The organism is Sphingobacterium sp. (genome assembly GCF_039596235.1).
Lineage (GTDB): Bacteria > Bacteroidota > Bacteroidia > Sphingobacteriales > Sphingobacteriaceae > Sphingobacterium.
The window spans coordinates 1-17,956 of sequence record NZ_JBCNKE010000006.1 but is presented as its reverse complement, the minus strand read 5'-3'; the positions used below and the strand labels follow the sequence as shown (position 1 = coordinate 17,956).

Here is a 17,956-nt window from a genome sequence, read left to right as displayed (position 1 = left end):
CAATGATGAAGTTTAATTTTTATATATCTAATTTATACCACTATGAGATGGCAAAAATACAATGGCGAATCCATTCGCTCCACGATTTTCGATGCTGTTGAAGAAGTCATTAAACGAGAAGATGCCCTGGGGAATAAGCTCAAGGTTTATATCGGCACCGATTCCCAGGTCAAAAGGGGAATCATCGACTTCGCCACCGTCATCGTCTTTCTCCGGGAACATAAAGGTGGATTTATGTTTATCCAACGGGACAAAAGGCATCACCGAATGAGTATTAAAGAACGGATGCTGCTCGAAGTCCAAAAATCCATCGACATCGCCTACCAACTCTGCCCCCTCCTCGAAAAATACAAAGTAGACCTCGAAGTCCACGCCGACATTAACACCAATCCAAATTTTCAATCAAATGTAGCCCTCAAAGAGGCCATGGGTTATATCATGGGTATGGGATTCGTATTTAAGGCAAAACCGGAGTCTTTTGCGAGCACCAACTGTGCCAATAAACAGGTGCAGTAGCTGACTATCGGACAGACTTTGTATCTTTAGGTGTAATTTTAAAACACCAGATGCAAGATTTTTTTCAGCAGATTGCGCGTCAATTTGCCCAGACCCCTTGGCTTGAATGGTTAGGCACACTGACGGGCTTTCTTTGTGTTTATTTGGCGGCGAAGCAGAACATATGGAACTGGCCCATTAGTATCATCAGTGTGTTGTCCTATGCCATTCTTTTTTATGATGCCAGGCTTTACGGTGATACCGTATTGCAATTTTATTTTCTATCCACAGCCATATACGGCTGGTATTACTGGCATAAGCGAAGAGAGGAAAATAAGAAACCAATTGTTAAGGCCAATAGATATCAACTCCTCCTAAGTATACTTGCCATTGGCTGCTTGACAGCAGTAATCGGATACCTCTTGGATAGCGAAACAAATTCCGATGTGCCTTATATTGATGCATTCTGCACCTCCGTCAGCTTTGTGGCCCAGTTTCTCATGACGAGAAAAATACTCCAGAATTGGCTGCTCTGGGTTTTCGTCGATATCTGTTACATTCCACTGTATATACACAAACAGCTAATGCTAACAGCCGTACTCTATCTCGTATTTGCCATTATTGCCTGGAATGGTTATCGTGATTGGCAAAAAACCTATAGAAATTTTGCGTAATATTGCCTATCAAAAAAAGGATGTGGGAAAAGAGTTAATAAAAATCGCTGTCGTAGGTCCAGAGTCTACAGGCAAGTCAACCATGGCACAATATCTGGCTGAAAAATTCCAAACCGTCTGCGTACCGGAGTATTCGCGCTACTACTGTCAGAGTCTCAATAATAAATATACTTTACAGGACGAGGTTAACATGTTTTATGGACAGCTAGCTTTGGAAGAAGCCCTTCTCCCCTTGGCAAAGGAAAATATCCTGATTTGCGACACGACTTTTATGACCGTGAAAATCTGGTCTGATTATCTATTCAAGCATACTCCGAAAGAAGTCACCGACAAGATTCAACAGCATCCGTACGACCTCTACTTACTGATGGATATCGACCTGCCCTGGCAAGACGACCCCCTCAGAGATTTCCCCGAGCAGCGAGATTATTTTTTGGAAGTCTGGAAAGCGGAGTTAAACGCTATCAATGGTCAATATCGGATCATCTCGGGTGCGGGCAAACAGCGACTTGAAAATGGTTTTACAGCTGTTAACGATTTTCTGACATTGATTTGAGACTAGTACCTTGACGAAACAGGCTTTTACCGCTATATTTGTAAAGTGTAGTAGTTGCCTACTGAACAACGTGGTAATAACTGTAGCAGCGCTATACCATTTAGATTAGAATATTAACATTTTACTTAAGAAATAATGTATCCAGAATATTTAGTAGCTCCAATGCGTCAAGAGTTAGTTGATGCGGGATTCGAAGAATTAAAAACACCGGAAGCAGTTGATAACGCGATCGCTTCAGAAGGAACAGTTTTTGTGGTTGTTAACTCCGTGTGTGGCTGTGCTGCTGCAAACGCACGTCCTGCAGCAAAAGCCGCTGTAAAAAACGAAAAACACCCCGCAAAATTAGTTACTGTTTTCGCAGGTATGGAAACTGATGCTGTTAACACAGCGCGTAACTACATGTTGCCTTACCCACCATCTTCTCCAGCAATGGCTTTATTCAAAGATGGCAAATTGGTACACATGATTGAAAGACATATGATTGAAGGTCGCCCGGCACAAATGATTGCGGACAATTTAGTTGCTGCATTTGACGAGTACTGTTAATCACGTATTTTGATTTTTGAATTAAAAGGCTTTCCGAGTTATTTGGATAGCCTTTTTTGCTATCAGACAGCTTCAAAATTTAACAATTGCCCTAGCCGATCTCCCAAACAACATACTGTCATGGTATGTCACTGCCCCTAGTCAGTTTATATTTTTAGCTTGACTCCCTCTGCATCTAGCTATTTTTTTCTATTTTTAGGATATGAGAAACTTCCCAATTATCCCTTTGCTCTTCTGTTTAATTTTCATCGCTTGTTCTCCGCAAGAGAAGGTAGACCTCATCGTATATCATGCACAGGTATATACCGTAGATTCTACCTTCAGTACGGCACAGGCATTTGCGGTTAGGGACGGTAAATTTATCGCAATCGGTTCAGATGAAGAGATTCAAAGAAAGTACAGGGCTAAGGAGAAAATAGATGCTGGGGGCAAGGCAATTTATCCTGGATTTTATGATGCCCACGCACATCTATTTGATGAAGCGGAACTGATGGATCAGGTCGATCTCAATGGAGCTGATTCTTTCGAAGAAGTGATTCAACGGGTCAAAAGTTATCAGCAAAAAAATCCCCATAAAACCTGGCTCATCGGCGGTGGCTGGGATCAAAATCGCTGGAAAGACAAATCCTTCCCTACAAAAGAACTATTGGATCAGGCATTCCCGGATATACCCGTGTATTTGATACGGGTAGATTACCATGCTGCAGTAGTCAATTCTAAAGCACTGGAATGGGCCAAATTGACAAGTATCCCCACCGTACATGGCGGTGTTGTTGGCGGAAACAATAATACACCTAACGGTCTTTTGATCGACAATGCAATGGATCTGGTCAACCGAACAATACCGGTACCTGATGAAAAAGAATATTTAAGAATGCTAAAGCGAACACAAGATTCTCTACTTTCTGTAGGCTTGACATCCATTGTAGACGCAGGTTTATCAAAAGAAAGGCTCGATCTGTTAAAAAAATACTATAAAGAAGGTGCATTAAAATTTAGGGATTATGCGATGATCCTTGGCAATCCACAGAATATTTCCTCCTTTATAGCACAGGGATTTTATGAAACCGACCGACTGGAAATAAAATCATTCAAATTACTGGCTGATGGTGCCTTAGGTTCCCGCGGAGCCTGTCTCCTTGCCCATTACCATGATGCGCCTACACATGGATTTCTATTGCATAGTCCTAGGGAATATGAACAGATGATCAAAGCGATCGCGGCGAGTAACTTTCAGGCCAATACCCATGCTATCGGTGATTCAGCCAATCGAATTATCTTGGATATCTATGGCAAGTATCTACATCCACATACAGATCGCAGATGGCGTATCGAACATGCACAGATTATATCGCCAGTTGACTTCGATAAATTCCGAAAATTCCAGATTATCCCTTCGGTACAACCTACCCACGCAACATCAGACATGTACTGGGCCAAAGACCGTCTAGGTGAAGAGCGGATGAAAGGCGCCTATGCGTACAAGCATCTCCTGAAAGAATATGGTAAACTCGCTTTAGGAAGCGACTTCCCCGTAGAACATTTTAATCCGCTATATGGTTTTCACGCCGCGGTGGCTCGGGTTGATAAAAAAGGTTATCCAACGCAGGGCTTTCAAATCCAGGACGCCATCAGCCGGGAAGATGCATTACGTGGAATGACAATCTGGGCAGCATATTCCTGCTTTCAGGAGAAAAAACGTGGCAGCATAGAAGCCGGCAAAGACGCCGATTTTGTAATCCTCGAACAGGATATCCTCAAAATACCCAATGAACAATTGCGGAACGTAAAAACAATACGAACGGTAATTGCCGGAGAAACTGTTTTCAATAGACAACAATAATAGTTTCACACCACACAGAGCTTCACTCCCAACCAGAAAAGCACCATTAGTGGTATAATAGTGAAAATTTACAATAATTTCCATTTTTACGAATATTTCGTATATTTACGATATAAACATAATTTTATGAAATATTCATTATCCTTCCTGCTTTCTGTAACAATACAGCTTCTATTTGCCCAGGAAAATTCGCCAGCAATAGCTAAAGTACATTACGAATTCAAACACATTAATGACACGACCCAGCGTGATCAGTTTATTCGAGACGAAACAGTTACCTATTTTAATCAACAAGCCAGTTATTATACCACATACTCCACAGATCGCATGCAGGATGAGGTCAAAAAACAGATGGACGCGCCCTCCTTTGACGGAAATCTAACTATTCAGAAACGAACTACCCCTTTAGAAGCCGCTTATCTACTCGATGTCAACAACAACAAAATGACAGAATTAATAGCTGTTTCTGGGGACAAATTTGCAATACCTCAGACCTACCCAATCCAAGAATGGGAAATATTAAGTGATCATAAGGAGATTGGAGGCTACAGCTGTCAAAACGCAAGGACAACGTTCAAAGGTCGTACATATGAGGTCTGGTTTACGACAGAGCTGCCATTCCCATATGGTCCCTGGAAGCTCCATGGACTACCAGGGCTCATTTTGGATGCAAGGGATACGAAAAATGAAGTTGTTTTTGCCTATGCCGGATTTGATAAACTCGAAGATAGCAACATGCAGGTTGCCCTACCCCAAACTGTCATCACAACCACAATGGATGAAGTCAAAAAAATTCAGGCAGCATTTAAAGCAAATCCTCAGGCTTACATGAATGCTAGAGCGGCAAAGAGTAGAAGTATCAGTGTAGGTTCCGGCAATACCATTACTGTTAACAGCGGTTCGAGCGCTGGTGCGAAAACAGGAGCTGGCGGTATGGATGTCTCAAGGATCAAAAGTTTTAATATACGTAAGGATGAATTATATAAGCCGTCAAAAGTCACCAATAATCCGATTGAGTTAATACCTTAATGAAAGTATCTATCTGCTTATTTATAATCGTTTGGCTCGGGCAAATCTGTTTTGCCCAGCAAATGATCAGTGGAAAGATACAAGAAGCAAATACACAACGCCCAATACCTTTCGCAAGTGTCAATATCATGTCCGGAAATAAGATCATTGCCTTTAAAACGACTGATCAGGAAGGACGGTTTATGATAAAACTTTCTAAAGAATATACCTCCATCTACCTACAGATCAACCATCTTACTTACGAAAAATTTGAACAGCAAATTGGTAAACAGGCCACTGATCTCCTGATAATCCTAACACCGAAAACCAATCAGCTGAAAGATATAATCGTAAAGAGCAAACCCAGAGTAAGTCGTTCCAACGATAGCATTTCTTATGATGTAGGTTCTTTTGCTAAGGAGGAGGACCGAAATATCGGCGACGTCATCAAACGCCTACCCGGTATGGAGGTGACTGAATCCGGCATAATAAAATATCAGGACAAGACAGTTTCCAAACTTTACATTGACGGTGATGATCTGTTAGAAGATCGTTACGGAATAGGCACACGAACAATTCCGCACAAAATGGTCAAAGACATTCAGGTCCTCGATAACCATGAACACTATAAAGTACTTAAAAACAAAAGATTTACTGACGATGTAGCCATTAACCTTGTTATCAAAGAAGATGCTAAGTTAAAGTTAACCGGACAGGCTAAAATAGCGGCTGGTACGCCCAAGAGCTATGACCCGGAGCTAAACACCATTCTTTTTAACAAAAAAGTTAAAATGCTGAATGTACTCAGTGCAAATAACATTGGCAAGGACCTTTCTGCTGATATCGTAGGCAACAGCCAATCATCTTTGCTCGCAAAGTTTGGCGTTTCCTCTATTAACAATCTCCTTGCAACAAGTACAACTGGAGCTCCCAATATTCCAAAAAACAACTATTACTTTAACAATACAGGTTCCCTCAACACCAATAATCTATACAATTTCAAAAACAAATGGCAAGTGAAATCAAATATTCAGTTACTATTTGATAAAGAAAAGCAGAATAACGCTGCTAGTACACGATATTTACTCGATGGAAGTGATGTATCCTTTGAAGAACAAAACGGTATCAGAGCAGAGAAATGGCTAGGTGCAGCAAGACTCTCGGCATCCGTGAATACAGAAAAAAGGTACATCAGCGAAATACTCTCTTTTGAATATGAAAAAAAAGATATAAAAGCCCTATTAACAAACCCGAGCAGTAAAATTGACCAATTTCAAAAACATCATATCAAAGGGATCAGCAATCAGTTCAGTTATATACCGCAATTGAAAAATAACGATATTATAGCCGTTAATTGGACATTAAATTATGGAAATAAACCACAATCGCTACAGATTTATCCAGGCGTTTTTCCGGAAATATTAAATGATAGCATTCCATACAAAAGTACCATGCAGCAGGTCGAGGTTCCCTCATTTTTCACTGAGGTTTCGACAGGTTACCGCTTCAATAAACGTAAGATCAAGCAGCATTACCAGATTGGGTTCAATACCGACCGCCAACATTTTACTTCATTATTATATCTTCAAGATCATGAGCAGATGGATAGAAGACCGGATCAAAATACGAGCAACGATCTAGGCTGGAGCCGATCACAAGCCTTTATTACACCACAGTATGACTGGAAAAACGATCGCTTCGAGGCTCAGCTCGATATCCCGATCACCTACCTGCTCACCCATTATCAGGATAATACACAAGCTTTGGACGTTTCAAAAAATTCATGGTTGATCAACCCTGGGCTAAAAGCACGCTGGCGAGTCTCCCAGGAAGATTATCTCCAATTTGCTTATCAATATAGCCAGGACATCGGGAATATTGAAGACATATTCCGTGGAGCAGTATTGCGCAATTATAGGATGCTTAGCCAAAACAATGCTGCGCTGAATGAATCCCAAAAGCACACCTTTAATTTCAATTACAACCTGGCACGTACATTGAAAATATTATTCGCTAATGCAGGAATCAGTTATTCCAGGCTTTCATCTAACACGATGTTATCCTCAATTATAAAAGACGATATCACAGAGCATATCTTGGTTAATATGGACAATCTGCAAGAACGCTGGTCCTCACAGATTGGATTTGATAAATATATATTTCCTTTGGCAAGTACGCTCAAGTTAAAAGGCAGTATTGCCTATTCCCGATTCAATCAATTGCTAAACAGTACTGTCGTTCCCATAAAAAGCATCAATTACACCCTGCAACCTAGTTTAGAAGCAAAAATATTCAGATCCTATAATGTATCGTACACAGGTACACTCAATTGGAATAGAAGCCAGCAACAAGGGAAAGACCAACTGATTCGGAATAAAACAACCATGATGATACATAACGTTGGTTTCCCTATAAGTCCTTTTAAAAACGGCTATATACGCGTAAATATACGTAATCTCTCCGCTTTCCAGACGAATATGAAGAATGCGAGTTATACATTTATGGACGTTTTTGCGCGTTATCGATTGAACAAATGGAAAACTGACTTTGAATTGGATATGAGCAATCTGACGAATATAAAAAAGTACCGGACTTACATGACCACAGCCAATATGATTTCCCAAAATGAATTTGAACTACGTGGAAGATCAATTTTACTGCGCGTAGTCTTTAATCTTTAGATCTTAAATTTGCTGAAAACTAGCCTCTTAAATAGAAGCAATTAGGAAAGGTCCTTACCTGTTACGCTTAATGAGGGCTAAGATCATCTATAAGAAGAGAGCCTGGATGAAATAATCACCCAGGCTCTCTTCTTATCTAAATTTAAGATAACACCATCTTCATTAAAATTCAATAGTGCTATATCATACTATTGCATATCGAATAAATGCTTTTCAGCATGGTAGGACGAACGCACCAATGGCCCCGACTCAACATATTTGAATCCCATTTCCAAACCTATTTTTTGATATTTTTCAAATTGAGCTGGTGTGATAAATTCAATTACGGGATGATGCGCTTTTGTAGGTTGTAAATATTGTCCAAGCGTCAAAATATGAACACCAACATGATATAAGTCCTGCATCGCCTCAATTACGTCTTCTTCCGTTTCACCGAGGCCAAGCATGATGCCTGATTTTGTACGAAGGCCTGCTTCGGAAATCCGACGCAAACATTCCAAAGAACGATCATATTTCGCCTGGATACGCACTTCTCTAGTCAGGCGGCGTACTGTTTCGAGATTATGAGAAACCACTTCTGGGCGGACAGCAATGACGCGATCTAAATTATCCCATTGGCCTTTAAAATCCGGCAATAGCGTTTCCAGCGTTGTCTCAGGACTCTCTCTACGAATGGCATTAATTGTTTCGGCCCAAATTGTCGAACCACCATCTTTCAGATCATCACGATCCACAGAAGTGATGACACAGTGTTTTACCTGCATCAATTTTACAGAGTTAGCTACCCTGTTAGGTTCATCCAAATCGACGGCCAAAGGACGGCCTGTCGCTACAGCACAAAACGAACATGAACGTGTACAGATATTACCCAATATCATGAAGGTCGCTGTTCCTGCCCCCCAACACTCTCCCATATTAGGGCAATTTCCACTCTCACAAATCGTATGCAATTTGTGTTCATCTACAAGACTTCTGACATGTCTATACTCTTTACCAACAGGCAATTTGACACGCAACCAATCAGGCTTGCGTTGTGCAGGAGTTGCCGGAATAACTGGAAGTTCAATCATAGAACAAAGTTAAGGATTAAAAATGTAATTTCTACTGGGCAATTTGTTGGTTTTATATCATAAATACTTATCGAATGGCGGCAATAATAGAATAATGAAACAAAAATTAGGATATTTGTGTTGATTATTTGTTAATCTAACTACTTTACTATGCGACTGAGCCGATCTTTATCCTTCTTATTTCTTTGGGGAGCCTGCACCTTTGGTGCGCAGGCCCAAACTAATTTTGATCTAATTCCCAAACCATCCAAAGTAACTGTAGCGACGGGAATATATACTATCCCCACACATCCCACAGTTATTATTTCAGATGATTTCCAGGCAACGGCACACTTGCTTACCGAACACCCTGCAATCAAAAGTTTCACCCTTGAAGTGCTAAAGAAAAATAAAAAAGTACCAAAAGAAGGTTTTCGTATTGTAAAAGCTGTTGATGCAGACAACCTGAGCAAAAATGCATACTCGATTCAAATTGACGAAAAAGGTCTTCTGCTTAAAGCTTGGGATACGCCACAGGTCATCAATGGGATTTATACCTTGATTCAATTAGGTTACCTGCAGGCTGACCCCAGCCAAATAGCCTTTGTGACAATGGTTGATGAACCTCGTTTTTCCTACCGCGGACTTCATTTAGATGTTTCCCGTCATTTTATGCCGCTTTCTTTCGTAAAGAAATATATCGACGTCATGGCCATTTATAAGTTCAATAACTTTCATTGGCACCTGACAGATGGAGCCGGATGGAGGCTGGAGATCAAAAAATATCCTGAATTAACACAAAAAGCGGCCTGGCGAACACATACCCATTGGAAAGACTGGTGGAACAACGGTCGTCAATATGTAGAAAAAGGAAATCCGAATGCAAGTGGTGGCTTCTATACACAGGAAGAAGCGCGAGAGCTCGTAGCTTATGCTGCCCAAAAAGGCATCAATGTCATTCCCGAAATAGAAATGCCTGGGCATTCGGAAGAAGTACTGGCGGTTTATCCCGAACTTTCCTGTTCAGGTAAACCCTACAGCCAAGGTGAGTTTTGCATTGGCAATGAAAAAACTTTTGAGTTCTTAAAAAACGTATTGGATGAGGTCCTCACCATATTCCCTTCCCAATACATCCACATAGGTGGCGACGAAGCTGAAAAGAAACATTGGGAAAAATGTCCAAAAGACCAGGCCCTGATGCAGAAGGAAGGTTTAAAATCGGTAGATGAGCTACAAAGCTATGCCATTAAACAAATGGATCTGTACTTGCAATCAAAGGGCCGGAAGCTTATTGGTTGGGATGAAATTTTACAAGGCGGACTGACCGAGGGAGCAACAGTAATGAGCTGGCGCGGAGAAGAAGGCGGAATAAAAGCGGCAAATGCAGGTCACGATGTCATTATGACTCCAGGTTCACATCTTTATTTCGATTCCTATCAAACAGATCCAAGGACTCAACCCGAAGCAATTGGAGGCTATCTTACACTTGATAAAGTCTATTCCTACGATCCTATTCCAGCTGCAATACAAGCGGATAAGGCCAAACACATCCTTGGAGCACAAGCAAATATATGGACAGAATATGTGCCAACGACCGAGCATGTCGAATATATGGTATTTCCGCGTGCCTTAGCGCTATCTGAGGTCAATTGGACAACGAAAGATGCGAAAAGCTGGCCCGACTTTCAACGGCGAATGCAGTCACACTATAAACTGTTGCAGGAAATGAATCTAAACTATTATCGCCCCTCATTCAATGTAGCGTATACAGCATCTTATAATCCGATTAAAAACAACAATAAGATTACGCTTACAACCGAGCAATTGAAAACAGATCAGATTAGATATACCATTGATAGCAGCGAACCTACGATTCTATCTACGCCTTATACCGGACCATTTGAACTTAGTTCAACAGGACATATCAATGCAGCCTATTTTCAAGATTCGATCAAAATAGGTCCCACATTATCTTTTGATATCGATATTCATCGTGCGATTGGAAAAAAAGTAACTTATAACACACCATGGTCAGGATATCCGGCACAAAAAGATTCAACTTTGACAAATGGAATAACCGGCGGACTCTCTTACCATGACGGTCAATGGCAGGGCTTTACAGGGCCGATTGATGTTATCGTCGATTTAGAACGCAGAGAAGAAATCCATCAGGTTGCCATGAACTTCATGCAAATGATAGGCCCAGGAGTTTATATGCCTGGAGAACTAGAGGTTCTCGTTTCTGACAATGGCCGAACATTCCGCTCAGTAGGGACGGTGAAAAACGATGTATCCGACAAAGAATCCAAATTAACATTTAAGCGGTTTGAATTGAAACTTGATAAAGCGCAACAGGCTCGCTACATCAAGCTCAAAGCTAGCAATCCCAAAAAGGGATATTTATTTACAGACGAAATTATTGTTTATTAACCAAATAATAGGCATTTTCTGCTAATAGTTGGAAAACCCATTCCTTACGTTTTCCAACTATTATTTCGAATTCCAAAACCACTTTTCCAACAAAGGTTATTTTATTTTGAAATATTCTTAAAATAAATACTTCATTTTCAAAATTTAAAATGTAACTTTGCACTCCGACAAAGCAGTCGGAATGACCCTTCCCCATGAGCTATTTTTGATTGTCTTTGCTCAGATTTACAATAGGAAATTTAATTTTTTGAACTAGATATAATGCCAAGAAACACTTCCATTAAGTCGGTTTTAATCATCGGATCAGGTCCCATCGTTATCGGTCAAGCTTGTGAATTTGATTATTCTGGATCTCAAGCATCCCTTTCATTGAAAGAAGAAGGTATTGAAGTATCCATCATCAACTCAAACCCTGCAACAATCATGACGGACAAAGTTGTTGCAGACAATGTCTACTTACTTCCATTAACTTGCGAAAGTATTGAAGAGGTATTGCAAAAACACAATATCGACGCTGTACTTCCTACAATGGGTGGTCAGACCGCTTTGAACCTATGTATCGAAGCGTCTAACCGCGGTATCTGGGAAAAATACAACGTTCGTGTAATCGGTGTTGATGTTGCTGCCATTGAAAAAACTGAAAACCGTGAAGAATTCCGTCAATTAATGGTTGATATCGGTGTAGGTGTTGCAAAATCCAAAATTGCAAACTCTTTCCTTGAAGGTAAAGAAGCTGCGCAAGAAATTGGTTATCCTCTTGTTATACGTCCTTCCTATACACTCGCAGGTACCGGAGGTGGATTTGTGCACAGAAAAGAAGATTTTGATGCTGCTTTAAACAGAGGTTTGCATGCTTCACCAACACATGAAGTTTTGGTAGAACAAGCTGTATTGGGTTGGAAAGAATTCGAGTTGGAATTACTTCGCGACACCAACGATAATGTCATCATTATCTGTACCATTGAGAACTTTGACCCCATGGGTATCCACACCGGAGACTCCATCACAGTTGCGCCAGGTATGACATTATCAGACAAATGCTACCAAGATATGCGTAATCAAGCGATCTTGATGATGCGTTCGATTGGTAACTTCGCCGGTGGATGTAACGTTCAGTTCTCTGTTAATCCAGAAAATGAAGAAATTATTGCGATCGAAATCAATCCACGTGTATCACGCTCTTCTGCTTTAGCATCGAAAGCAACTGGTTATCCAATTGCAAAAATTGCGGCTAAATTAGCCATCGGATACAACTTGGATGAGTTGCAAAATCAGATTACAAAAACAACCTCAGCATATTTCGAACCAACGCTAGATTATGTTATCGTAAAAATCCCGCGTTTCAACTTTGACAAATTCAAAGGTGCAAACAAGGAATTAGGCCTTCAGATGAAAGCTGTAGGTGAAGTGATGGCGATCGGCCGTACATTCATCGAAGCTTTGCAAAAAGCGTGTCAGTCTCTTGAAACTGGTCGTGCAGGTTTAGGTGCTGATGGTCGTCAATGGAGGAATCTTGACGAGATCATGGATAGCCTAGAGCATCCAAGTGGAGACCGTCTATTCCATATCAAAGATGCATTCGAATTAGGTGTTCCTTTGGAATCCATCCGTAAAGCTACACGCATCGACAAATGGTTCTTAGTACAGATTCAAGAATTGGTACACCTGGAACAAGAACTACGTCGTTATCAGTTAAATAACATTCCACGCGATTTCTTCATGACCTTGAAACAAAAAGGTTATTCAGATGTTCAGATCGCTTGGTTATTAGGTAATGTAACAGAAGATCAGGTATACGATCGCCGTAAAGAACTAGGTATCAACCGCGTTTACAAAATGGTAGATACCTGTGCCGCTGAATTCCCTGCGCAGACCCCATATTACTATTCGACATTCGAAGAAGAAAATGAATCCATCTCTTCAGATAGAAAGAAAATCATCGTCTTAGGTTCAGGTCCAAACCGGATCGGTCAGGGTATCGAGTTCGATTACTCCTGTGTGCACGGCTTATTGGCAGCAAAAGAATGTGGTTACGAAGCAATCATGGTGAACTGTAACCCTGAGACTGTATCTACAGACTTCAATATGGCCGATAAATTATATTTCGAGCCTGTATTCTGGGAACATGTACGTGAGATCATCGAATTAGAAAAACCAGAAGGAGTTATCGTTCAATTGGGCGGACAGACGGCGCTTAAAATGGCTGAACGCTTAGAGCAACTTGGTGTAAAAATCATCGGTACATCATTTGAAAACATGGACTTAGCAGAAGACCGTGGTCGTTTCTCTGACTTATTAAAAGAACTTGAAATTCCTTATCCAAAATATGGTGTAGCGACTTCAGCAGAAGAAGCTTTACAAGTAGCAAACGAAGTAGGTTACCCGGTATTGGTCCGTCCTTCCTATGTATTGGGTGGCCAAGGCATGAGCATCGTCATTAATGACGAAGACCTGGAAAAAGCGGTTGTTAACCTATTGAAAAACCTTCCTGGAAACCACATCTTGATCGATCACTTCCTGGATCGTGCTGAAGAAGCGGAATCAGATTCAATCTGTGATGGTGAAGATGTACATATCATCGGTATGATGGAGCACATTGAGCCGGCTGGTATTCACTCCGGAGATTCTTCGGCAGTATTGCCTCCATTTGGTCTATCGCAAGCTGTTCAGGATAAGATGGAAGAATACTCGATCAAATTAGCGAAAGCATTGAACGTGCGTGGCTTATTAAACATTCAGTTCGCTGTCAAAGGTGAGAATGTTTATGTTATCGAGGCTAACCCACGTGCATCCCGTACTGTTCCGTTTATCGCGAAAGCATACGATGTTCCTTACATCAACATCGCTACAAAGGTCATGTTGGGCGCGAATAAATTGAAGGACTTCACCATCGAGCGCAAATTGCAAGGTTACGCGATTAAAGAACCTGTATTCTCCTTCAATAAATTCCCTGAGGTAGATAAACAATTGGGACCTGAAATGAAATCAACAGGTGAAGCCATCCGCTTTATCAAAGATCTTCAAGATCCATATTTCAGAGAGTTGTATAATCAAAAATCAATGTTCTTGAATGCCCAATAAGGCATCATTATAAAATAGAAAAGGCTTGCAAATGCAAGCCTTTTCTATTTTATATCTTTTACACATCGGAAACCGACATTATTTGTCGGACTATTTACCTCACCTTTACCTCGGCTTCCTGCTTTGTAGCGTTCACAATATTGGTCATTACAGAGAAAGGATCCGCCCCGTTGGACACGTTTCTCGAGATTAGGTTCCTGTGGATCGTAGGAATTCTCCGGTCCTGTAGGGTTTGAGACGGCGCTATTCTTATAGTAGTCCGGTCTATAGTAATCCGAACACCATTCCCAGACATTTCCCTCCATATCATAAAGTCCCAATGCGTTCGCCTGAAAGGATTTTACTGGAGCAGCACCTTCATAGCCATCCTCCTTTGAATCTTCAACAGGAAATTTCCCCTGATAGATATTGGCTGTCCATTGCCCATTTGGTTTCAAATCTTTCCCCCAATAGTACAGATCTTCATTCGTATCCTTACGGGAGCGGGCTGCATATTCCCATTCTGCCTCCGTAGGCAATCTTTTCCCCGCCCATTTTGCATAAGCAGCGGCATCTTCGTAGGCGACTTGAACAACGGGATAATTCATTTTATCTTTTATTGAGCTATTGGGCCCTTCAGGATGCTGCCAATTTGCACCGGGAACGTATTCCCACCACATCAAATAGTTAGTTAAAGAGCTGAGTTCTTTAGGTTTTGAAAATACCGCAGATCCGGGGACGAGCATATTTGGATCTACACCGGGAAAATTTTTCGGGTCAAGTTTTCGCTCAGCGACTGTCACATAACCTGTTTCTTTTACAAATTGTGCGAATTGCGCATTTGTCACCTCATGTTCATCCATATAGAATGAATTAAGTTCCACAGCATGTACAGGTTTACTATCTTCAAAATTCGAACTTCCCATCAGAAATTTACCGCCTTCAATTAAAACCATCTTGCCAACTGCGGCATTGCTTTGTTTAGCCAGCTGAGATTTGATCATTCCTACTCGGGTAGGTATATTTTCGCCAACACAACATGAGAGGGTATCATTTGTGGAAAATATAGATAGGCAGGTAACTAGTGTTAGATTGATTAACATACTTAAAGATAAACATAAAAGGGGAACAATAAAATGTTCCCCTTTCAATTATTGACTTAGCGATGGATTTTATACATCCAATTGTACATTTTCCTTTTTCGCATTTTTTGAGCGAATAGGCGTATTACCACCGCCTTTTAATGTGATATCCACAGGATTATTATTTTTCCATGCGCCTTTTGTAAAATCGGGTACAGCTACCGTTTTACAGTTTTTTTCAACCGACTCAAAACTCAATGGCACGATACAACTCCATGAAGCAGCATCATAAACGTCCTGATCCAGTGGTAAACCGTTACGCAGACAGTCAATCAGACGCCAGTCCATCATAAAGTCCATACCACCGTGACCACCGACTTCTTTGGCTTTGTCACCAATATACTTAACTAACTCAGGCGTATATTTATCATATAATTCTTTGAGTTTTTCCTCTTTGATAAATTCATGACCAAAAGCAATATTCTCAGTTGGGTATTTTTGGGCAAAACCTTTTGTACCACTTAACGTGTGTAGACGCGAATAGGGTCGTGGTGAAGTGACATCATGTTGTAACATTATTGTTTTGCCCTTCGCTGTCCGAATTAGGGTTGTATTCATATTACCACGATATTTCTTTCCGACAAATTCCTGAAAGAACGAATCCTTGCCTGCAAGTTCCTTAGCCTTCTCGCCCATCATAAAATCATTGGATGACATCGCGACAAGATGGTCCATTTTATCACCTCTGTTGATGTTTAGACATTGTGCAACAGGTCCAAGTCCGTGTGTTGGATATAGGTTACCATTATATTTAATATTTTCCCTTAAACGCCACATGTTATCGTAACCATTTTTTGAGAAATTCAAATCCAATAAATCATGAATATAAGCGCCTTCTCCGTGAATAAGTTCACCAAATAAACCTTGACGGGCCATATTTAAAGTCAGCATTTCAAAAAAATCATAACAGCAATTCTCTAACATCATACAATGTTTTTTCGTTGCTTCAGATGTTTTAACCACTTCCCAACAATCTTTAATTGTCAAAGCAATTGGCACTTCACAAGCTACATGGTTACCCGCTTTCATGGCTGCGACACTCATAGGTGCATGGTAGTCCCAAGGTGTACAGATGTAGACCAAATCCAACTTTTCATCCTTCAATAGTGACTTCCAGCCGTCTTCTCCAGAATATGATTTTGCGGCTTTCAAACCTTTCGAAGTAAGAATCTTCTGTGCTTTTTCAACCCGCTCCGGATGTTTATCACAAAGGGCGACAATTTCACAACCTTCGATAAAAGATAACCGTTCTACTGCACCGGGACCACGCATCCCTAATCCAATGACAGCAACTTTCACTTTATCAATTTTGGGTGCAGCATAACCACACATATTAAATGCTTCTGCTGTTGCATTGGCATTAACCAAAGTAGGAAGTGAAACAGCCAGTGACGATAAAATCCCGGCCTTTTTTAAAAAATCTCTTCTAGAATCCATAATTTAAAGTTCATGTAAATTTAAAGGGACCAAATGGTCCCTCTAAAAAATCACCTATTTTAAAACAAACTAAACAGTCAATAAGAAAAATCCATTTGGATTTGGATTTATACTTGGTTCTAACTAAAGAACTTAATCTCTATAACAATAATATAACACTTTTCTCAAAATAAAAAATCAAAATTTAAAGCAATCGTTTGTTTAATCTACACAAACGATTGCTTTAATCTCCTGAAATTGGGATCTTTTGGCAAAAGTATGGTTCTTAGACAAATACAGTGTTTCAATTTTATACTAGAAATCTAAAAATAAGCAGTCAAGGTCATGTATTTGTTCTATCCATGGATCTCAAGCTTCGATATCCTCTTTTGTATTATAATTCCTACACGGCAGATCATTTCCGAAATACGGAATCCCCTGTAATCAGACGATGCTATTCAGCAAGTTACTTTTATTTATTGGTGGGTAGAATACATGCTTTGATTCAGTAGGATTCACAAACAAACAGATTCATTCGGCAAAGATCATACGGTAAAAGCAGCATTTACTTTGCGTAAGAGAAGAAGGAACTACAGAAGCAGAGTTACTCCAATAGTACACTATACGAATGTACGGTATTCAAACATCGCCCCTTAAATTTCCTTGTAGTCTTACAATAAGGAGCGAAGTGCCTCCAATGTCACGCATTACTGGAGACCGCCCACATCTTTTAAAAATATTAAGCCAATACACCTATGGGCTGTCAGCGTAGTCTCTTCTAGGACCCTATAAGGAAGTCTCATCCAGGTGGCTAGTTTCGCTCTCAGATGCTTTCAGCCTAGACACAGTCCCTAACGCCGTACGCCTCATAACTTTGTCCAATAATGATGTTGCAGGAATAAAGTGACTGTGGGGAACTTCCCATTCATCCCGGTTGGCCGGCGGTAGAAGAGCGAGAGAAAAGTCTCCAAACGAAAGAAGCCCTTGACTGTTTCCAGCAAGGGCTTCCGTGTAAAAAAAGGCACCGACCTACTCTCCCACCTGTTACGGCAATAC

General features: G+C 40.7%; 13 protein-coding genes. 9 read left to right on the top strand and 4 right to left on the bottom strand.

Annotated features, from left to right (window positions below; genetic code table 11):
- Positions 1 to 42 precede the first annotated feature (42 nt).
- The 7 genes from ABDW32_RS13505 (at position 43) to ABDW32_RS13475 (ending at position 7,803) form a co-directional block, all read left to right on the top strand.
- Positions 43 to 516 carry a ribonuclease H-like YkuK family protein gene (locus ABDW32_RS13505; protein WP_077438020.1) on the top strand — a complete coding sequence of 158 codons (474 nt, stop codon included), beginning with the start codon at positions 43 to 45 and terminating at the stop codon, positions 514 to 516.
- 50 nt (positions 517 to 566) lie between these two features.
- A complete protein-coding gene (gene pnuC / locus ABDW32_RS13500) occupies positions 567 to 1,169 on the top strand; it encodes a nicotinamide riboside transporter PnuC (protein ID WP_343563227.1) in 603 nt (200 codons plus the stop codon).
- Positions 1,126 to 1,725 carry an ATP-binding protein gene (locus ABDW32_RS13495; protein WP_343563225.1) on the top strand — a complete coding sequence of 200 codons (600 nt, stop codon included), beginning with the start codon at positions 1,126 to 1,128 and terminating at the stop codon, positions 1,723 to 1,725. The genes pnuC and ABDW32_RS13495 overlap by 44 nt, the downstream gene beginning before the upstream one ends.
- A gap of 135 nt (positions 1,726 to 1,860) precedes the next feature.
- Complete coding sequence (locus tag ABDW32_RS13490; protein WP_077438022.1) at positions 1,861 to 2,271, top strand: BrxA/BrxB family bacilliredoxin; 411 nt, start codon at positions 1,861 to 1,863, stop codon at positions 2,269 to 2,271.
- A 202-nt stretch (positions 2,272 to 2,473) separates the two neighbouring features.
- Complete coding sequence (locus ABDW32_RS13485; RefSeq protein WP_343563223.1) at positions 2,474 to 4,114, top strand: amidohydrolase; 1,641 nt, start codon at positions 2,474 to 2,476, stop codon at positions 4,112 to 4,114.
- Between the two features lie 126 nt (positions 4,115 to 4,240).
- On the top strand, positions 4,241 to 5,143 hold the full coding sequence (locus ABDW32_RS13480) for a GLPGLI family protein (protein WP_343563221.1): 903 nt from the start codon (positions 4,241 to 4,243) through the stop codon (positions 5,141 to 5,143).
- Positions 5,143 to 7,803 carry a carboxypeptidase-like regulatory domain-containing protein gene (locus ABDW32_RS13475; RefSeq protein WP_343563219.1) on the top strand — a complete coding sequence of 887 codons (2,661 nt, stop codon included), beginning with the start codon at positions 5,143 to 5,145 and terminating at the stop codon, positions 7,801 to 7,803. The genes ABDW32_RS13480 and ABDW32_RS13475 overlap by 1 nt, the downstream gene beginning before the upstream one ends.
- 188 nt (positions 7,804 to 7,991) lie before the next feature.
- Here the strand turns inward: ABDW32_RS13475 and lipA are convergent, their stop codons facing one another.
- On the bottom strand, positions 7,992 to 8,873 hold the full coding sequence (lipA, locus tag ABDW32_RS13470) for a lipoyl synthase (RefSeq protein ID WP_343563217.1): 882 nt from the start codon (positions 8,871 to 8,873) through the stop codon (positions 7,992 to 7,994).
- Positions 8,874 to 9,023: 150 nt separating this feature from the next.
- Here lipA and ABDW32_RS13465 point away from each other — a divergent pair, with 150 nt between their 5' ends.
- On the top strand, positions 9,024 to 11,282 hold the full coding sequence (locus tag ABDW32_RS13465; RefSeq protein WP_343563215.1) for a family 20 glycosylhydrolase: 2,259 nt from the start codon (positions 9,024 to 9,026) through the stop codon (positions 11,280 to 11,282).
- A gap of 261 nt (positions 11,283 to 11,543) precedes the next feature.
- Positions 11,544 to 14,363, top strand: coding sequence for a carbamoyl-phosphate synthase large subunit (gene carB, locus ABDW32_RS13460; protein ID WP_077438026.1), 2,820 nt, complete (start codon positions 11,544 to 11,546; stop codon positions 14,361 to 14,363).
- A gap of 44 nt (positions 14,364 to 14,407) precedes the next feature.
- Here the strand turns inward: carB and ABDW32_RS13455 are convergent, their stop codons facing one another.
- The 3 genes from ABDW32_RS13455 to ABDW32_RS13445 all read right to left on the bottom strand — a co-directional run.
- A complete protein-coding gene (locus ABDW32_RS13455) occupies positions 14,408 to 15,346 on the bottom strand; it encodes a formylglycine-generating enzyme family protein (protein ID WP_343563211.1) in 939 nt (312 codons plus the stop codon).
- Positions 15,347 to 15,514: 168 nt separating this feature from the next.
- The gene (locus ABDW32_RS13450; RefSeq protein ID WP_343563209.1) at positions 15,515 to 16,921 is read right to left on the bottom strand and encodes a Gfo/Idh/MocA family oxidoreductase; all 1,407 of its coding nucleotides are present in this window, start codon (positions 16,919 to 16,921) and stop codon (positions 15,515 to 15,517) included.
- Between the two features lie 845 nt (positions 16,922 to 17,766).
- A partial coding sequence (locus ABDW32_RS13445; protein ID WP_343563207.1) for a hypothetical protein occupies positions 17,767 to 17,956 on the bottom strand: 190 nt, incomplete at its 5' end.

What these genes read in the sequence shown, in the direction of transcription:
- ABDW32_RS13505 (WP_077438020.1), top strand. Translation starts at nt 43, where the DNA reads ATGAGATGGCAAAAATACAATGGCGAATCCATTCGCTCCACGATTTTC.
- pnuC (WP_343563227.1), top strand. Translation starts at nt 567, where the DNA reads ATGCAAGATTTTTTTCAGCAGATTGCGCGTCAATTTGCCCAGACCCCT.
- ABDW32_RS13495 (WP_343563225.1), top strand. Translation starts at nt 1,126, where the DNA reads ATGGTTATCGTGATTGGCAAAAAACCTATAGAAATTTTGCGTAATATT.
- ABDW32_RS13490 (WP_077438022.1), top strand. Translation starts at nt 1,861, where the DNA reads ATGTATCCAGAATATTTAGTAGCTCCAATGCGTCAAGAGTTAGTTGAT.
- ABDW32_RS13485 (WP_343563223.1), top strand. Translation starts at nt 2,474, where the DNA reads ATGAGAAACTTCCCAATTATCCCTTTGCTCTTCTGTTTAATTTTCATC.
- ABDW32_RS13480 (WP_343563221.1), top strand. Translation starts at nt 4,241, where the DNA reads ATGAAATATTCATTATCCTTCCTGCTTTCTGTAACAATACAGCTTCTA.
- ABDW32_RS13475 (WP_343563219.1), top strand. Translation starts at nt 5,143, where the DNA reads ATGAAAGTATCTATCTGCTTATTTATAATCGTTTGGCTCGGGCAAATC.
- lipA (WP_343563217.1), bottom strand. Translation starts at nt 8,873, where the DNA reads ATGATTGAACTTCCAGTTATTCCGGCAACTCCTGCACAACGCAAGCCT.
- ABDW32_RS13465 (WP_343563215.1), top strand. Translation starts at nt 9,024, where the DNA reads ATGCGACTGAGCCGATCTTTATCCTTCTTATTTCTTTGGGGAGCCTGC.
- carB (WP_077438026.1), top strand. Translation starts at nt 11,544, where the DNA reads ATGCCAAGAAACACTTCCATTAAGTCGGTTTTAATCATCGGATCAGGT.
- ABDW32_RS13455 (WP_343563211.1), bottom strand. Translation starts at nt 15,346, where the DNA reads ATGATCAAATCTCAGCTGGCTAAACAAAGCAATGCCGCAGTTGGCAAG.
- ABDW32_RS13450 (WP_343563209.1), bottom strand. Translation starts at nt 16,921, where the DNA reads ATGGATTCTAGAAGAGATTTTTTAAAAAAGGCCGGGATTTTATCGTCA.